Below are 15649 nucleotides of genomic sequence, written 5' to 3'. Positions count from 1 at the left end.
TTTCCAATTCGTCAAGACGTGTACATCGGGCTTGGACTAGGATAAGCAAAAATCGGACCAACTTTTTGGGATCGGTTCTTGCTTCATGGCGCTTTCGCAGAGATTAGAGTTCCGGCAATCGCAGTCGCTGGTCATGACGCCGCAGTTGATGCAGGCGATCAAGCTGCTGCAATTGTCCAACCTCGATCTCACGACCTTCGTCGAAGAGGAACTCGAGCGTAACCCGCTGCTGGAGCGGGCCAATGACGAGCCGCCCGCGGGCGAGGGCCCGGCCGAGACCGGCCAGTTCAATGACAGCGACGGCGGCCATAACGACGAGCCCGGCGGCGGCCCGGGCGAAGCCTTCGAGCCCGGCCAGGAAGAGTGGATGAGCAAGGATCTCGGCACCCGCGCCGAGATCGAGCAGACCATGGACACCGGGCTGGACAACGTCTTCTCCGAGGAACCGGCCGAGGCGGCCGCCCGCACCGCCCAGGATGCGGCGCCGACCACCTATACCGAATGGGGCGGCGGCGCCTCCGGTGACGAGGACTACAATCTCGAAGCCTTCGTCGCCGCGGAGATGACGCTCGGCGACCATCTCGCCGAGCAGCTCTCGGTTGCCTTCACCGGGGCCGCGCAGCGCATGATCGGCCAGTATTTGATCGACCTCGTCGACGAGGCCGGCTATTTGCCCCCGGATCTCGGCCAGGCCGCCGAACGGCTCGGCGCATCGCAACAGGACGTCGAGAACGTTCTTGCCGTCCTGCAAAAATTCGATCCGCCCGGCGTCTGCGCGCGCAATTTGAGCGAATGCCTGGCGATCCAGCTCCGCGAGCTCGACCGTTACGATCCGGCGATGCAGGCCCTGGTCGAGCATCTCGACCTCCTCGCCAAGCGCGACGTCGCGGCCTTGCGCAAGCTCTGCGGCGTCGACGACGAGGACATCGCCGACATGATCGGCGAGATCCGCCGGCTCAATCCCAAGCCCGGCATGAAGTTCGGCACGGCCCGGCTCCAGACCATGGTGCCCGATGTCTATGTCCGTCCGGGTCCCGACGGCGGCTGGCATGTCGAGCTCAACAGCGACACCTTGCCGCGCGTGCTGGTCAACCAGACCTACTATTCGCAGCTCTCGAAGAAGATCGGCAAGGACGGCGACAAATCGTATTTCACCGACGCGCTTCAGAACGCGACCTGGCTGGTGCGCGCGCTCGACCAGCGCGCCCGCACCATCCTGAAAGTCGCAACCGAGATCGTGCGCCAGCAGGACGGCTTCTTCACCCATGGCGTGGCGCATCTGCGACCGCTGAATCTGAAGGCCGTCGCCGACGCCATCCAGATGCATGAATCCACGGTGTCGCGCGTCACCGCCAACAAATACATGGCGACCAATCGCGGCACGTTCGAGCTGAAATATTTCTTCACGGCCTCGATCGCCTCGGCCGATGGCGGCGAGGCACATTCGGCCGAAGCCGTGCGTCACCACATCAAGCTGCTGATCGATGCGGAGGCGCCGTCCGCGATCCTGTCCGACGACACCATCGTGGAACGCTTGCGCGGCTCGGGCATTGATATCGCCCGCCGCACGGTCGCGAAGTACCGCGAAGCCATGCGCATTCCTTCCTCGGTGCAACGCCGTCGCGACAAGCAGAGCGCTCTTGGTAACGTCCTCTCCACCGCCATGGCCGATCGCTCCCGCAATCCCGAACCGGCCTGATTGCGCCGGCGCCAAATCGCGCTACTCTCGATCTGCTATCGGGCCCGATCCTGGCCAGGCACGAACCAAGTGAGGTTCACATGACTCTCCGCATCTCGGGAAAGAGCGTCAACGTCGGCGAGGCCCTGCGCGGCCGTGTCACCGACCGGACTGAAGAGGTCCTGCGCAAATATTTCGACGGCAATTATTCCGGCCACATCACACTGAGCAAGGACGGCTTCGGCTTCCGCACCGACTGTGCGCTGCATCTTGATTCGGGAATCACGCTCGAAGCCGATTCGAACGCACCGGATGCCTATGCCAGTGCCGACCAGGCGCTGGTGATGATCGAGAAGCGGCTCAAGCGCTACAAGAGCCGGCTCAAGGATCGCTCCGCCCGCAAGGCCCATGTCGCCTCCGCGGCGCTAGCCGCGATGGATGCCACCAGCTACGTGCTGGAAGCCCCGGGCGAGGGTGAGGACGAGGACGAGATCACCGGCTACAGCCCCGTCATCATTGCCGAGGCCACGACCTCGCTGAAGCCGCTGTCCGTCAGCGAAGCGGTCATGGAACTCGACCTCAGCGGGGCGCCCTGCCTGGTGTTTCAGCACGGCTCCTCGGGCCGAGTGAACATCATTTACCGCCGGGCCGACGGCAATGTCGGCTGGATCGATCCCCCGGGGGCCAAGGCGGATGGCAAGGCCTGAGGCCGCGGGCGACGCCCTGGGGCCCCCGCGCCGGGGGCCCCTTTCCGCCTTAACAATGACCGGGGCAAAGCTGCACGCGGGAGTTGGCACCGGGATTGCGTTGGAGTAGAAGCCCCCCACATCAGGGGCGAGCTAAGTCCGCCTCCTGCTTCAACTTCTTGACGTCGGCCCGCCCAGGTTCTTTGTCCAGGCTGGCCAATTCGGAACCTGACGTTTTCATTCACCTCGGAAGACTTCCATGCCGATTACCGATCTGGTCGCGCCCGAGGCGATTCTCCCGGCATTGAAGGTCAACAGCAAGAAGCAGGCGCTTCAGGAACTGGCGGCCAAGGCCGCCGAGCTGACCGGGCAGAACGAGCGTTCCGTGTTCGAGGTGCTCCTGCAGCGTGAAAAGCTCGGCACCACAGCGGTCGGCTACGGCGTCGCCATTCCCCACGGCAAGCTGCCCAAGCTGGAAAAGATCTTCGGCCTGTTCGCGCGCCTCGATCGTCCGATCGATTTCGAATCGATGGACGGCCAGCCGGTCGACCTCGTCTTCCTGCTGCTCGCCCCCGAAGGCGCCGGCGCCGATCACCTCAAGGCGCTTGCCCGCATCGCCCGTCTCCTCCGCGACCAGGACATCGCCAAAAAGCTCCGCGCCTCGCGCGACGCCCAGGCGATCTATTCCGTGCTGGCGCTGCCGCCGGCGACGGCGGCGTAACCCTTTCTCTCTCGAACCGACGCAGCGCCGTCTGCGACTTATTGGGCAGCCGGGTGCTGCGATATTTCGTCTCCGGCACGGTTTCGGCGCGGGGATTTTGCGAGATGATTTGCGGTTCGATCGGCCGAGTTTTTGGTCTGCTTTGCTCCATCACCATTGTCGCCACCGCCGTGGCCCGCGCCGACGAGGCGTCCAACGACCGCGTCATCGCGGAGAAGACCGAGATCATCGCAGCCGACGCAACCAATGCGGTCGCTTACGAGCTGCGCGGCGAAGCCTACTACATCAAGCACGACTGGAATCGCGCCTTCGAGGATTGCAGCGCCGCGATCCGGATCGATCCGAATTTCGGGCGGGCCTATCACTGCCGCGGTCGCGCCTATTCTGCCAAAGGCGATCGCGAGCACGCCATGATCGACTACAACGAGGCCATTCGCCTCGACCCAAATTATGGGGCGTCCTACACCTCGCGCGCCGAGGCGTATTTCAACAGGGGCGATTTCGATCGCGCGATCGCAGGCTTCACCGAGGCCATCGAACGCAGCCCCAAGCAGGCTTACCGTGCGCTCGTCATGCGAGGGGAGGTGTATGCAGCGAAGGGCGACACCGATCACGCCGTCGCCGATTACAGCGAGGCGATGCAGCGCAATCCGGCCGCCGCCTGGCCCTACGAGTTGCGAAGCACCGTCCGCCTCAACAAGGGTGAGATCGATGCAGCTCTGGACGACTGCGACAGCGCCGTCCGCCTGGAGCCCGGAAGTGCCGGCGGCCACTATTGCCGGGCCATGGTGTTCCTGAAGAAGGACGATGCCGACAGCACCATCCGGGAGCTGGATGACGTTACCAGGATTAGGCCGTCTTTCGAAAAGGCCTATCTGGTTCGCGGCGTCGTCCTGCACGGGAAGGGCGACGACAAACGCGCCCTTGCCGATTTCGACGAAGTGATCCGATTACGGCCGGGGAATTCGGAGGCCTACAGCAGTCGCGCTGGTCTGTTTCGGGACATCGGACAGCACGATCGCGCGCTCGCCGACTACAACGAGGCGATCAGGCTCGATCCGAAAAGCCAGCTAGCCCTGGTCAACCGCGCTCTCCTCTACATGATGATGTCCGACGCCAAACATGCGCGCGCGGATTTCAACAGCGTGCTCGCGCTGCCACTGAGCGACAAATGGGCCGTGGACACAGCGCGCGAAGGACTTGGTTTTGTGAAGTGACGGCGGAGCCGCGCGCTCTCGACTCCGTCATTGCGAGGAGCTCTTGCGACGAAGCAATCCAGACTGCCTCCACGGAAAGATTCTGGATTGCTTCGCTGCGCTCGCAATGACGACGTGAAACTTCATCAGCCGAAATAAAAACGGGCACACCTTCCTGCGAAGGCATGCCCGCTTGAAACCCTATTCGTGCGACGTGCGACGTGCGTGCGCTCAGTGCACGCTCACCGCTTGCAGCTCGTTGCTCCAGGCGTTGGCGATCGCGGCTTCGCGGCTGTCGGTCAGCATAATCGGCGTGCCGTCGGCGGCGTGGAGCGCGAAGAGCTTGAGGCCTGGCGCGATCTTCGGCGCTTCGGGAAACAGGCCCGGCACATCCTCGGAGCGGATCTGCTTCACATAGGCGATATGGCCTTCGCCGAGGGTTGCCAGCGTCTCCGGCGAGACGTTCTTGGCTTCGTATTCGAACGCAACGTGACCTTCACTCATGGTCTCGACTCCTTCACAGAAACTAAGCGGTCGAGTCCGCTACTCGTTCCATTATTCGTGCTCATTGATAGCGATTGTCTTAACGATCCTCTCCGGTTCCGGCCGGGCAAGATCGATCGCCAGCAATCCGTTCTTCAGATCCGCACCCAGCACCAGCATCCCCTCCGCCAGCACGAAAGTGCGCTGGAAGTGGCGCGCGGCAATGCCGCGATGGATGTATTGCCGGGACTTGTCGTCCTGCTGCCGCCCGCGAATGACGAGCTGGTTTTCCTCAATGGTTACATCGAGTTGGTCGCGGGTGAATCCGGCGACCGCCAGCGTGATTCGCAACCGCTCGGGCTGGCCCTCCGACCGGTCGCACCTCTCGATATTGTAGGGAGGGTAACCGTCGGCGCCCTTGACGACCCGATCGAGCACGCGCTCGATCTCGTCGAAGCCCAGAAGAAACGGACTGGAAAGCGTGGGAACACGAGACATAGTTTACAAAGTCCTCTCGAAGCGACTTTGGTGCATCAGGGCCCGTACAGGCACCCCTTGATCAGCAATATGGGCATATCCGCGTGTGGGTTCAAGGACGTAGCCGGGGGCTGTGGATTGGTAGCTGACCCGCTCTGCCATGCAGAAAGGCTGACTTGCCGTCATGGCGCGAAACGCCTGCGACAAGCCCGGCACGACGAAATTGCGGCGCGATTTTTCTCAACGAAAACAAACCCCCTTCTACTGTGCATGGGGTTGTTTTCGCGTTTTTTTAATCGACGGCTCCGCGGAGCCCGGTCAGGCCTCGATCCGCGTCCGGCCGTCGCCGCTGAACAGATGCAGCTTTTGGCGCATCGCCGCGACGCGGATCTTCGCGCCGATCGGCGGCGCCTCTGAGCCGGGGATGCGGACGATGACCTCGCCGGGCGGCAGCTCGCCGGGATTGGCGGCGATGCGCTGCTCGTCCTGAGCGCGCGTGCCGTAGACGAAGGTTTCGGCGCCGACGCGCTCGATCGCTTCAACGGTGAGCGGGAGCGCGACGCCGCCGGCCGGGGTCTGGTCGGTGATCACGAAATCTTCCGGGCGAATGCCGAGGATGCCGGCGTCGGTGCTGCCGAGCTGCGACTTGATCTCGTCGGCGCGGATCGACATCAGATTCATCGGCGGTGCCCCGATGAAGGAGGCGACGAAAGTCGTCGCCGGCTTCTCGTAGATCGCCAAGGGATTGCCGACCTGCTCGACCTGGCCGCCATTCATCACCACGAGAATGTCGGCGAGCGTCATCGCCTCGAGCTGGTCGTGGGTGACGTAGATCGACGTGGTGTTGAGCCGGCGCTGCAATTTGCGGATCTCGACCCGCATCGCGATGCGGAGTTTTGCGTCGAGGTTGGACAGCGGCTCGTCGAACAGAAACACTTTCGGCTGGCGCACGATGGCGCGGCCCATGGCGACGCGCTGGCGCTGGCCGCCGGAGAGCTGGCGCGGCTTGCGCTCCAGCATCGAGGTGAGCTCGAGCACGCGCGCGGCTTCGTCGACGCGGGTCTTGACCTCGGCCTCCTTCATGCCGCGGTTGCGCAGGCCGTAAGCCATGTTGTTGAAGACGCTCATATGCGGATAGAGAGCGTAGTTCTGGAACACCATCGCGATGTCGCGATCGGCAGGCTCGATCTGGTTGACGATGCGGCCGCCGATGTCGATCTCGCCGCCGGTGACGGTTTCGAGCCCTGCGACCATGCGCAGCAATGTCGACTTGCCGCAGCCGGAGGGACCGACCAGCACGCAGAACTGGCCGTCGCCGACGTCGACGTTGACGCCCTTGATGGCCTCGAAGCCGCCGGGATAGGTCTTGCGGACGTTGCGCAGGGTGACGTTAGCCATGGGATCTACTTTTCCGTCTCCACGAGTCCGCGCACGAACAATTTCTGCATCACGACGACGACGAACACCGGCGGCAGCATCGCGAGCACGGCGGTCGCCATCACGATCGGCCATTCGGTTAGCGCGTCGGTGGTGGTGATCATCTTGCGGATGCCGACCTGGATGGTCTGCATGTCGTCGCGGGTGGTGATCAGCAGCGGCCAGAGATATTGATTCCAGCCGAGGATGAAGAGGATCACGAACAGCGCCGCCATGTTGGTGCGCGACAGCGGCAGCAACGTGTCCCAGAAGAAGCGCAAGGGGCCGGCGCCGTCGATGCGGGAGGCCTCCAGCAGCTCGTCCGGCACGGTCATGAAGAACTGGCGGAACAGCAGCGTCGCGGTGGCCGAGGCGATCAGCGGCAGTGAGAGGCCCGCATAGCTGTCGAGCATGTGCAGATCTGCGACGATCTTGTAGGTCGGATAGATGCGGACCTCGACCGGCAGCATCAGGGTGATGAAGATGATCCAGAAGATCGGCATCCGGAACGGAAAGCGGAAATAGACGATCGCGTAGGCCGAGATGATCGAGATCGCGATCTTGCCGACCGCGATCAGCAGCGCCATCACCAGCGAGTTCAGCATCATGTTGCCGACGGGCTCGCGGGTCGATCCGCTCGTGCCGACGAAAATGGTCTGGTAGTAGACCTCGAAGAAATGACCGCCCGGCAGCAGCGACATCTGCCCGTTGGCGATCAGCGCGTTGTCCTGGGTCGAGGCGACGAACGCGATGTAGACGGGGAAGGCGACGATCGCGATCCCGATCCAGAGGATGATGTGGGCGATGTAGCGCCGGAAGCCCTCTTCCTCGACCATCAGTAGGTCACCTTGCGTTCGACAAAGCGGAACTGGATTCCGGTGAGCACGATGACCATGACCATCAGGATCACCGACTGCGCCGCCGAGCTGCCGAGATTGCCGCCGAGCAAGCCGTCGGAATAGACCTTGTAGACCAGCGTGACCGTCGACGTTCCGGGACCGCCGCGGGTCATGGTGTCGATGATGCCGAACGTGTCGAAGAAGGCGTAGACGATGTTGACCACCAGCAGGAAGAAGATGGTCGGCGACAGCAGCGGGAAGGTCACGGTCCAGAACCGCCGCATCGGACGGGCGCCGTCGATCGCGGCGGCCTCGAACACGCTCTTCGGGATCGCCTGCAGGCCGGCGAGGAAGAACAGGAAATTATAGGAGATCTGCTTCCACGCGGCGGCGAGGATGATCAACGCCGCGGCCTGGTCGCCGTCGAGCAGCGGATTCCAGTCGATGCCCATGTTGCGAAGATAGCGCGAGAGCACGCCGAGCGAGGGATGCAGCATGAAGATCCAGAGCACGCCGACCACGGGCGGCGCCACCGCATAGGGCCAGATCAGGAGCGTGCGGTAGAGCATCGAGCCACGCAGCGGCTTGTCCGCCATCACGGCGAGCAGCAGCGCGAAGGACAGCGACGAGACGGCGATGGCGAACGAGAACAAGAAGGTTCGGACGATCGCCTCGAAATAGGCCGCGTCCTTGAACAGCTCGACGTAATTCTCGAACCAGACAAAGGTGGTCGACAGCCCGAACGCATCCTGGAGCAGGAAGGACTGGATCACCGCCTGCAGGGCCGGCCAATAGAAGAAAATCAGGACGATCGCGAGCTGCGGCGCAACCAGCGCGTACGGTAACAGCCTTGACTGGAAAATGGCTTGCTTTTGCATGATGCCAGCAGAGCGGCAGGCCGGGTCGCGGCCTGCCGCTCATTGCCTCACTTGACGGCGGTCTTTTCGAACTGCCGCAGCATCGTGTTGCCGCGCTCGACGGCGGCATCGAGCGCCTGCTTGGCGGTCTTCTTGCCGGCCAGCGCCTGCTCGATCTCTTCCGACCAGACGTCACGCAGCTGCACCATGTTGCCGAGGCGCAGGCCGCGGGAGTTCTCGGTCGGCTCCTTGTTGGTCAGCTCGAGCAGCGGGGTCTCGAGATAGGGCTGATCCTTGTAGAAGCCCTCTTCCTTCGCCTTGGCATAGGCCGCCTTGGTGATCGGCAGGTAGCCCGAGGCCTTGTGGATATAGACCTGGCGATCGGTGTCCGAGAGGAAGGTCAGGAACTTTGCGACGCCCTTGTATTCCTCGGCCGACTTGCCGCCCATCACCCACAGCGAAGCGCCGCCGATGATCGAGTTCTGCGGCGCGCCCTTGACGTCGGGATAATACGGCATCGGCACGGCGGTGAAGGCGAACTTGGCCTGCGCCTTGACGTTGCCGAAGAACGCCGACGATGTCAGGTAGATCGGGCACTCGCCGGAGGTGAAGCGACCCTCGCCGGTGTTGGTGCGGCCGGCGTAGTCATAGGTCTTGGTCTTCTGCAGCTCGACCAGGGTTTCGAGATGCTTGACCTGAAGCGGTCCGTTGAACTCGAGCACGGTGTCGAAGCCGTCGAGGCCGTTGGCCTTGCTGGCGAGCGGCACGTTGTGCCACGCCGAGAGCTGCTCGAGATTGACCCAGGTGATCCAGGAGCCCGAGAAGCCGCAGGTGTCGTGACCGGCAGCCTTCAGCTTCTTGGCGGCCTCGAACGTTTCGGGCCAGGTCTTCGGAATCTCGACGTTCGCCTTCTTCAGCTCGTCGAGGTTGACCCACATCACGGTCGAGGACGAGTTGAAGGGGAAGGACAGCATCTCGCCCTTCGACGTCGAATAATAGCCGGTGATGGCGGGCAGGTAGATCTTGGGGTCGAATTTCTCGCCGGCGTCGGCCATCAGCTTGTAGACGGGCTTCACGGCGCCGGTCGCGGCCATCATGGTCGCGGTGCCGACTTCGAACACCTGCATGATATGCGGGGCGTTGCCGGCGCGGAACGCCGCGATGCCGGCGTTCATCGTATCGGGATAGTTGCCCTTGTAGGTCGGGATCACCTTGTAGTCGCTCTGCGACGCGTTGAAGTCGGTGGCGAGCTTGACGATAACGTCGTTGTTGGCGCCGGTCATCGCGTGCCACCACTGGATTTCGGTCACGGCCAAGGCCGGTGAGGCCGATAGTCCAACCGTGAGTGCAATAGCGGCAGCCGCTCCAAAGTGTCGAAGAGCCATCAAGTAAACCTCCCTTGGGCCGTCAAAAATGATCGCTTGCGCTAGCAGCGCCATATGACGTTCACATGACTGTGTAAGCGGCCGAAACGAAAGCGGCAAGCGCTGGAAAAGGGAAGCTGTCAAATAGGCGAATGCCGCGCGCGCAGCGTCCTCCGTTCGCGATGCACAGAGCGCCCGCACCGCAGTGCGGCATTGCCGTCGGATGAGGAAGGCGAGGCGCTAGCGCTTGCGCTCGGGTCCGCAGACCGTGCCCTGCTCGACCATCGCGTCGATCTCGGACCTGGAGTAGCCGAATTCGCCCAGCACCTCGGCCGCGTGCTGGCTGAATTTCGGCGGCAGGCGCCGCAGGCTCGGCTTGCTGCGATCGAGCCGGATCGGGGATGCCACGCCCTTGTACCAATCCTTCTCGATGATATCGCCGCGCGCGATCGTGTGCGGGTTGGTCAACGCCTGGTCGATCTTCTGCACGGGGCCTGCGGGCAGGCCCGCGGCGAGCAGGCGATTGCACAGCGGCTCGGCCTCGTGCTGGCAGAACACCGCGGCGAGCTCGGCCCGCAGTGCCTCGCGATTGGCGATGCGGTCCTTGTTGCGCGCAAAGCGCGGATCGGTGCCGAGCTCGGGCTTGCCGATCTCCTTGGCGAGCTTGCGGAAGGTGCCGTCATTGCCGACGCCGATGAAGATGTTGTCGGTCTTGGTCGGGAAGATCGCATAGGGCACGAGGTTGGGATGCTCGTTGCCGGTGAGCGACGGCGGCTTGCCATGCATGAAATAATTCGCGGTGTGCGGATGCATGATGGCGAGACCGGTCTCGTACAGCGTGGTCTCCAGGAACTGGCCCTGGCCCGAGCGCTGCCGCTCCGACAGCGCCATCAGGATGCCGATCGCCGCATAGAGGCCGGTGCCGATGTCGACCAGCGGCACGCCGATGCGCATCGGTCCGCTCTCGGGCGAGCCGGTCGCCGCGATCATGCCGGTCATGGCCTGGATGATGGCGTCATAGCCGGGGTTGCCGCCGCGCGGGCCGTCGGCGCCGAAGCCGCAGATCCGGCAATGCACGAGGCGCGGGAATTTCTTGCTGAGCACCTCGTTCCCGATGCCCCATTTCTCCAGCGTGCCCGGCTTGAAGTTCTCGATCAGGACGTCGGCGCTCTCCAGCATCTTGAGCAGCACGGCCCGGCCGCCCTCGGAGGCGAGGTCGAGGCCGATCGAGCGCTTGTTGCGGTTGATGCCGATGAAATAGGCCGCGTCTTCTTCGTGGAAGGGAGGGCCCCAGTCGCGCACCTCGTCACCTGCGGGCGGCTCGACCTTGATCACGTCGGCGCCGTGGTCGGCGAGGATCTGGGTGCAATAGGGACCGCCGAGCACGCGCGTGAGATCGATGACGCGCAGGCCGCTCATTGCGCCCGTGGCAGCTCCAGAACTGGCGGCTTCAGTCATGCGTTCGCGTCCCTGTGTCGATGTGATCACAGGCCTAACGAGGTTCGTCCGGGCCGGCAATGGCTTCCCGCGTGGGGCGTCATGCAGGCCGCTCGCCGCAATCCCGCGGGATGGCAAATCAAGGGAAGCGGCCGGCCCGGGGGGGATCCCGGGCCAGCCGCTTCAGCTACCCGATCAGACGACCGTCAGGCGAACGTCGACATTGCCGCGCGTCGCGTTGGAATACGGGCACACCTGGTGCGCCTTCTCGACCAGCGCCTCAGCTTCTGCGCGGGCGAGGCCCGGCAGCGAGACGGCAAGGTCGATGTCGAGACCGAAGCCGCCGGCCGCGCGCGGGCCGATGCCGACGGTCGAGGTCACGGAGGCGTCGGGCGGAACCTTGGGGCCGCCCTGCGAGGACACGAACTTCATCGCGCCGATGAAGCAGGCGGCATAGCCAGCCGCAAACAGCTGCTCGGGATTGTTGCCGGCACCGCCGCCGCCGCCGAGTTCCTTCGGCGTGGTGAGCTTGACGTCGAGCGCGCCGTCGAGGGTCGCGGCATGGCCGTCGCGGCCGCCGGTGGCCTTTGCGCTGGTCTTGTAGAGGACGTTCACTGACATTTTCGTCTCCCTGTGTTTCTCGGGTGGGGTGCGATCCTTATCGCAAGCAATTAGATTGTGCGCAATTTAAATTACGGTGCCTCACATTTAATTGTTCGCAATTGAATATGCCGCCGGCCGGCCCCAGAATGGAGCAAGTCCCGTGAGATTCTCGATGCCCCGGAAACATTCGGCAGCGGACGCGCCGCTTCGCCTCGATAACCAGATCTGCTTCGCGGTCTATTCGGCCGCGCATGCCTTCAACCGCGTCTACAAGCCGCTGCTGGACCGGCTCGGCCTGACCTATCCGCAATACCTGGTGATGCTGGTGCTGTGGGAGCGCGACGACGTGCCGGTGAAGAGCATCGGCGAAAAGCTGCACCTGGATTCGGGCACGCTGACGCCGCTGCTCAAGCGGCTCGAGGCGGCCCACCTCGTCAAGCGCACGCGCTCGAGCGAAGACGAGCGTCAGGTGCTGATCGCGTTGACGCCGCAGGGCCACGCCTTGAAGGACAAGGCGCGCGCCGTGCCGCAATCGATCCTGGCGGCGACGGACTGCTCGGTCTCGGAACTGGTCGCGATGAAGGACGAGATCGTGGCGCTGCGCGATCGGTTGAATGCGGTGATTGGGGAGTAGGGGTTAGGTTTGCGTGCTTAGGACAGCCGCTTCTTTGTGAACGCCCGGCCGGAGTGAGACTTCAGGTACGCTTCAAAAGCGAGCGCTTTGTGCTTGTCAGGGAAGGCGCAGTACCAGATCAGCTTCCAAGGCCTGAACTTGGCGGTGTGGGTGGATTTGCCAGCATTGTGCTCTGGAATCCGGCGCTTCAGATCTTCCGTAGCCCCAACGTATTCCTGCTCAGGAAATTCGATGCTGCGGAGGATGTAGACGTACCACATTGACGATTATCGCCTGGGCAGCCGCTGTGTCGGAATCTCACCAGTCCGTCTTCGCCCTTCGGGCTTCGCCGGACACCACGCTTCGCCCTTCAGGCTGTGCGCGGCTGCGCCACGCGTAGCCCGAAGGGCGAAGCGTGGTGGAGCCAGGCGGGATCGAACCGCCGACCTCTTGCATGCCATGCAAGCGCTCTCCCAGCTGAGCTATGGCCCCTTAACCGTCCGACGCGCCTTGGGCGACGCGTCGGGAAAGACCCAGAACCACAGTTCTGGAATTATCTCAAGTCTCTTCGTCACCGCCGACATCACCAATGATGTCGGTCACGTCCTCATCGCCTTCCTCGTCGTCGGCGATAAAGGTCGAATCGTCGTCGTCATCGTCCTCGATGGTCTCATCGACTTCGATGTCGTCCTCGGATTCGGGTACGACGGCCTTGACCTTGCCGGTGTTCTCCTCGGCATCGGCCTCCTCGAGCGAGACCTCCTCGACCTCCGCCGGCTCCGGCGTGGCGTCGGCGGCAGCGGCTGCGTGGCGGGCTTCGGCGCCGCGGGGAGCGCGAGCCGGCGCGATGGGCGCGATCGGCACGACTTCACCGGTATAGGGCGAGATCACCGGATTCTTGTTGAGGTCATAGAACTTTTTGCCCGTGGTCGGGCAAATACGTTTAGTTCCGAGTTCGGACTTGGCCACGGCAGAGGAATCCTGGAAATGTCTGAAAAGCGGTGCTTCACTTGGCTAGTTGGCGGCCCGCTGTCAATAGCGCATTGCGGGAGAACGACATGCCCGTGACGGCGGGGAGACCATGTGATACCTGCCCCGCGAGTCCCGCAGGGATGTTCCGGGCCTATCCAAGGACACAAACTTGACCGATTCCGACAAGCCGACGCCGCTCCAGTCGCGCGCCAGCGGTCCCCTGACCGGGAAAGTACGGGTGCCCGGAGACAAGTCGATCTCCCACCGTGCCCTCATCCTCGGCGCGCTCGCGGTCGGAGAGACGCGGATTTCGGGCCTCCTGGAGGGCGAGGACGTCCTCAACACCGCCAAATCCATGCAGGCGCTTGGCGCCAGGGTCGAGCGCACCGGAGATTTCGCCTGGAAGGTGAACGGTGTGGGTGTCGCGGGCTTCGCGGAGCCCAAAGTGCCGCTGGATTTCGGCAACTCCGGCACCGGCTGCCGGCTCGTCATGGGCGCCGTCGCCGGCTGCCCGATCTCTGCGATTTTCGACGGCGATGCCTCGCTGCGCACCCGGCCCATGCGCCGGATTCTGGACCCGCTGGAAAAGATGGGTGCGAAGGTCGTCTCCGGCGGCGAGGGCGGCCGCCTGCCGCTGACCGTCCAGGGTGCGCGCGATCCGCTGCCGATCACCTACAAGACCCCGGTCGCCTCGGCCCAGATCAAATCCGCCGTGCTGCTCGCGGGTCTGGCCGCGCCGGGCACCACGACCGTCATCGAGACCGAGGCCAGTCGCGACCACACCGAACTGATGCTCAAGCATTTCGGCGCCGAGATCACCTCGGTGCAGGAAGGTCAGCACGGCCGCCGTATCACGCTCGTGGGGCAGCCTGAGCTGCATGGCGCCAATGTCGTCGTGCCCGCCGATCCCTCATCGGCGGCGTTCCCCATCGTTGCTGCGCTGATCGTCGAAGGTTCCGACCTCGTCCTGTCCGATGTCATGACCAATCCGCTGCGCACCGGTCTTTTCACCACCCTGCGCGAAATGGGTGCCTCGATCGAGGAAAGCGAAGTTCGCGGCGACGCCGGCGAGCCGATGGCGAAGCTGCGCGTACGCGCCTCGAAATTGCGCGGTGTCGAAGTGCCGCCGGAGCGCGCGCCGTCGATGATCGACGAATATCTGGTGCTGGCGGTGGCGGCCGCCTTCGCCGAGGGCACGACCATCATGCGCGGCCTCCAGGAGCTCCGCGTCAAGGAATCCGACCGTCTCGAAGCCACCGCCGCCATGCTCCGCGTCAACGGCGTCAAGGTCGAGGTCTCCGGCGACGATTTGATCGTCGAAGGCCGCGGCCACGTTCCCGGCGGCGGCGTTGTGGCCACCCACATGGACCATCGCATCGCGATGTCCGCGCTGGTGATGGGCTGCGCGTCGGACCAGCCGGTGACCGTCGATGACACCGCCTTCATCGCCACCAGTTTCCCGGATTTCATCCCGATGATGCGTTCGCTTGGGGCCGAGTTTTCATGATCATCGCCATCGACGGGCCCGCGGCGTCGGGCAAGGGCACGCTCGGCAAGCGTCTTGCCCACCATTACGGCTACCGTCATCTTGACACCGGCGTGATCTATCGCGCGGTGGCCTATTCCCTGATGCAGTCCGGTCATGATCTCCGGGACGAGGCAGCCGCGGTCGCTGCGGCGCTGGAACTCGATCCCGAGAAGTTCGGCAATCCCGCCCTGAAGACCCAGAAGGCCGGCGAGGGCGCCTCCATCGTCTCGGCGATCCCAAGGGTGCGCGAGGCCCTGGTCAGCTTTCAGCGGCAATTCGCCGCCGATCCGCCCGGCGCCGTGCTCGACGGTCGGGATATTGGAACGGTGATCTGCCCCCATGCCGACGTGAAGATCTTCGTCGTGGCCGACCCCAAGGTCCGCGCCCGCCGCCGGACCATGGAGGCCAAGGCGCGGGGCGAGGAGGCTGACGAGGCGGCCGTGCTCGCCGACATCATCCAGCGTGACGAACGCGACAAGAACCGGGCGATCGCGCCCCTGAAGCCGGCCGCGGATGCTTACTTGCTAGATAACTCCCAACTGGATATAGAAGGCGGCGTCCGGGCCGCCATCGACATTATCGAGGCCGTCCGAGCGGGCCGGTCGCGGGGTTAAGCCGCTGCCGTCATTGGAGGAAGCGCCCGCTCCCGCTCTTTGAGGTCGATACTCTCGGTCCCTGCTTGGGGCCGACGCGATCCAGGTTCCGGACAAAAGATTTCCACGTATCGAATGCGCGGGCCTCAGCCGGCCCGCTTCCGCTGTTCCGCCCTCCAGGTCGGA

General features: G+C 64.0%; 17 protein-coding genes and 1 tRNA gene. 7 read left to right on the top strand and 11 right to left on the bottom strand.

Annotated features, from left to right (window positions below):
- The first annotated feature begins 85 nt into the window (after positions 1–85).
- The 4 genes from rpoN to N551_RS0105980 all read left to right on the top strand — a co-directional run bounded on the left by rpoN (position 86) and on the right by N551_RS0105980 (position 4302).
- On the top strand, positions 86–1699 hold the full coding sequence (rpoN, locus tag N551_RS0105995; RefSeq protein ID WP_027566179.1) for an RNA polymerase factor sigma-54: 1614 nt from the start codon (positions 86–88) through the stop codon (positions 1697–1699).
- Positions 1700–1779: 80 nt separating this feature from the next.
- Positions 1780–2385, top strand: a complete 606-nt coding sequence (hpf, locus tag N551_RS0105990; protein ID WP_027566178.1) for a ribosome hibernation-promoting factor, HPF/YfiA family — start codon at positions 1780–1782, stop codon at positions 2383–2385.
- A gap of 238 nt (positions 2386–2623) precedes the next feature.
- On the top strand, positions 2624–3085 hold the full coding sequence (gene ptsN / locus N551_RS0105985) for a PTS IIA-like nitrogen regulatory protein PtsN (protein ID WP_027514736.1): 462 nt from the start codon (positions 2624–2626) through the stop codon (positions 3083–3085).
- 104 nt (positions 3086–3189) lie between these two features.
- Positions 3190–4302 carry a tetratricopeptide repeat protein gene (locus N551_RS0105980; RefSeq protein WP_027566177.1) on the top strand — a complete coding sequence of 371 codons (1113 nt, stop codon included), beginning with the start codon at positions 3190–3192 and terminating at the stop codon, positions 4300–4302.
- 210 nt (positions 4303–4512) lie between these two features.
- Here the strand turns inward: N551_RS0105980 and N551_RS0105975 are convergent, their stop codons facing one another.
- The 8 genes from N551_RS0105975 to N551_RS0105940 form a co-directional block, all read right to left on the bottom strand.
- Positions 4513–4785, bottom strand: a complete 273-nt coding sequence (locus N551_RS0105975; RefSeq protein ID WP_007598581.1) for a DUF1150 domain-containing protein — start codon at positions 4783–4785, stop codon at positions 4513–4515.
- Positions 4786–4836: 51 nt separating this feature from the next.
- Entirely contained in the window at positions 4837–5262 is a 426-nt protein-coding gene (locus tag N551_RS0105970; RefSeq protein WP_027566176.1) for an Hsp20 family protein, read from the bottom strand.
- 297 nt (positions 5263–5559) lie between these two features.
- Positions 5560–6639: a sn-glycerol-3-phosphate import ATP-binding protein UgpC gene (locus tag N551_RS0105965; RefSeq protein ID WP_027566175.1), complete on the bottom strand. Its 1080-nt coding sequence runs from the start codon at positions 6637–6639 to the stop codon at positions 5560–5562.
- Between the two features lie 5 nt (positions 6640–6644).
- The gene (gene ugpE / locus N551_RS0105960; protein ID WP_007598587.1) at positions 6645–7493 is read right to left on the bottom strand and encodes a sn-glycerol-3-phosphate ABC transporter permease UgpE; all 849 of its coding nucleotides are present in this window, start codon (positions 7491–7493) and stop codon (positions 6645–6647) included.
- Entirely contained in the window at positions 7493–8374 is an 882-nt protein-coding gene (gene ugpA / locus N551_RS0105955; protein ID WP_027566174.1) for a sn-glycerol-3-phosphate ABC transporter permease UgpA, read from the bottom strand. Before ugpA ends, ugpE begins: the two co-directional genes overlap by 1 nt.
- 47 nt (positions 8375–8421) lie before the next feature.
- On the bottom strand, positions 8422–9738 hold the full coding sequence (gene ugpB, locus N551_RS0105950) for a sn-glycerol-3-phosphate ABC transporter substrate-binding protein UgpB (protein WP_027566173.1): 1317 nt from the start codon (positions 9736–9738) through the stop codon (positions 8422–8424).
- A gap of 219 nt (positions 9739–9957) precedes the next feature.
- A complete protein-coding gene (locus N551_RS0105945) occupies positions 9958–11175 on the bottom strand; it encodes a CaiB/BaiF CoA-transferase family protein (protein ID WP_027566172.1) in 1218 nt (405 codons plus the stop codon).
- 174 nt (positions 11176–11349) lie between these two features.
- Positions 11350–11775 (bottom strand): organic hydroperoxide resistance protein, encoded by a 426-nt coding sequence (locus N551_RS0105940; RefSeq protein ID WP_027566171.1) that lies wholly within the window; start codon positions 11773–11775, stop codon positions 11350–11352.
- Between the two features lie 154 nt (positions 11776–11929).
- Between N551_RS0105940 and N551_RS0105935 the strand changes: the two genes are divergently transcribed.
- Positions 11930–12391, top strand: a complete 462-nt coding sequence (locus tag N551_RS0105935) for a MarR family winged helix-turn-helix transcriptional regulator (protein WP_027566170.1) — start codon at positions 11930–11932, stop codon at positions 12389–12391.
- A 17-nt stretch (positions 12392–12408) separates the two neighbouring features.
- On the opposite strand, the gene N551_RS0105930 is transcribed toward N551_RS0105935, so the two are convergent.
- The 3 genes from N551_RS0105930 to N551_RS0105920 form a co-directional block, all read right to left on the bottom strand.
- Positions 12409–12651 carry a GIY-YIG nuclease family protein gene (locus N551_RS0105930; protein WP_027566169.1) on the bottom strand — a complete coding sequence of 81 codons (243 nt, stop codon included), beginning with the start codon at positions 12649–12651 and terminating at the stop codon, positions 12409–12411.
- A 135-nt stretch (positions 12652–12786) separates the two neighbouring features.
- Positions 12787–12862: transfer RNA gene (locus N551_RS0105925), tRNA-Ala, on the bottom strand.
- A 66-nt stretch (positions 12863–12928) separates the two neighbouring features.
- Positions 12929–13339: a TIGR02300 family protein gene (locus tag N551_RS0105920; RefSeq protein ID WP_007598417.1), complete on the bottom strand. Its 411-nt coding sequence runs from the start codon at positions 13337–13339 to the stop codon at positions 12929–12931.
- A 172-nt stretch (positions 13340–13511) separates the two neighbouring features.
- Here N551_RS0105920 and aroA point away from each other — a divergent pair, with 172 nt between their 5' ends.
- Both aroA and cmk read left to right on the top strand, forming a co-directional pair.
- Positions 13512–14849 (top strand): 3-phosphoshikimate 1-carboxyvinyltransferase, encoded by a 1338-nt coding sequence (aroA, locus tag N551_RS0105915; protein WP_027566168.1) that lies wholly within the window; start codon positions 13512–13514, stop codon positions 14847–14849.
- Positions 14846–15484: a (d)CMP kinase gene (gene cmk, locus N551_RS0105910; RefSeq protein WP_027514724.1), complete on the top strand. Its 639-nt coding sequence runs from the start codon at positions 14846–14848 to the stop codon at positions 15482–15484. Before aroA ends, cmk begins: the two co-directional genes overlap by 4 nt.
- Positions 15485–15649: the final 165 nt, after the last annotated feature.

Origin of the sequence: Bradyrhizobium sp. URHA0013 (assembly GCF_000518345.1) — a bacterium.
Lineage (GTDB): Bacteria > Pseudomonadota > Alphaproteobacteria > Rhizobiales > Xanthobacteraceae > Bradyrhizobium.
This window is presented reverse-complemented; position numbering and strand designations above follow the sequence as displayed.

Excerpts from the sequence above, each read along its gene's own strand:
- N551_RS0105965 (WP_027566175.1), bottom strand. The coding sequence starts at position 6,639 with ATGGCTAACGTCACCCTGCGCAACGTCCGCAAGACCTATCCCGGCGGC.
- rpoN (WP_027566179.1), top strand. The coding sequence starts at position 86 with ATGGCGCTTTCGCAGAGATTAGAGTTCCGGCAATCGCAGTCGCTGGTC.
- ugpB (WP_027566173.1), bottom strand. The coding sequence starts at position 9,738 with ATGGCTCTTCGACACTTTGGAGCGGCTGCCGCTATTGCACTCACGGTT.
- N551_RS0105970 (WP_027566176.1), bottom strand. The coding sequence starts at position 5,262 with ATGTCTCGTGTTCCCACGCTTTCCAGTCCGTTTCTTCTGGGCTTCGAC.
- N551_RS0105975 (WP_007598581.1), bottom strand. The coding sequence starts at position 4,785 with ATGAGTGAAGGTCACGTTGCGTTCGAATACGAAGCCAAGAACGTCTCG.
- ptsN (WP_027514736.1), top strand. The coding sequence starts at position 2,624 with ATGCCGATTACCGATCTGGTCGCGCCCGAGGCGATTCTCCCGGCATTG.
- ugpA (WP_027566174.1), bottom strand. The coding sequence starts at position 8,374 with ATGCAAAAGCAAGCCATTTTCCAGTCAAGGCTGTTACCGTACGCGCTG.
- hpf (WP_027566178.1), top strand. The coding sequence starts at position 1,780 with ATGACTCTCCGCATCTCGGGAAAGAGCGTCAACGTCGGCGAGGCCCTG.
- ugpE (WP_007598587.1), bottom strand. The coding sequence starts at position 7,493 with ATGGTCGAGGAAGAGGGCTTCCGGCGCTACATCGCCCACATCATCCTC.
- N551_RS0105930 (WP_027566169.1), bottom strand. The coding sequence starts at position 12,651 with ATGTGGTACGTCTACATCCTCCGCAGCATCGAATTTCCTGAGCAGGAA.
- N551_RS0105935 (WP_027566170.1), top strand. The coding sequence starts at position 11,930 with ATGCCCCGGAAACATTCGGCAGCGGACGCGCCGCTTCGCCTCGATAAC.
- N551_RS0105945 (WP_027566172.1), bottom strand. The coding sequence starts at position 11,175 with ATGACTGAAGCCGCCAGTTCTGGAGCTGCCACGGGCGCAATGAGCGGC.
- N551_RS0105940 (WP_027566171.1), bottom strand. The coding sequence starts at position 11,775 with ATGTCAGTGAACGTCCTCTACAAGACCAGCGCAAAGGCCACCGGCGGC.
- N551_RS0105980 (WP_027566177.1), top strand. The coding sequence starts at position 3,190 with ATGATTTGCGGTTCGATCGGCCGAGTTTTTGGTCTGCTTTGCTCCATC.
- cmk (WP_027514724.1), top strand. The coding sequence starts at position 14,846 with ATGATCATCGCCATCGACGGGCCCGCGGCGTCGGGCAAGGGCACGCTC.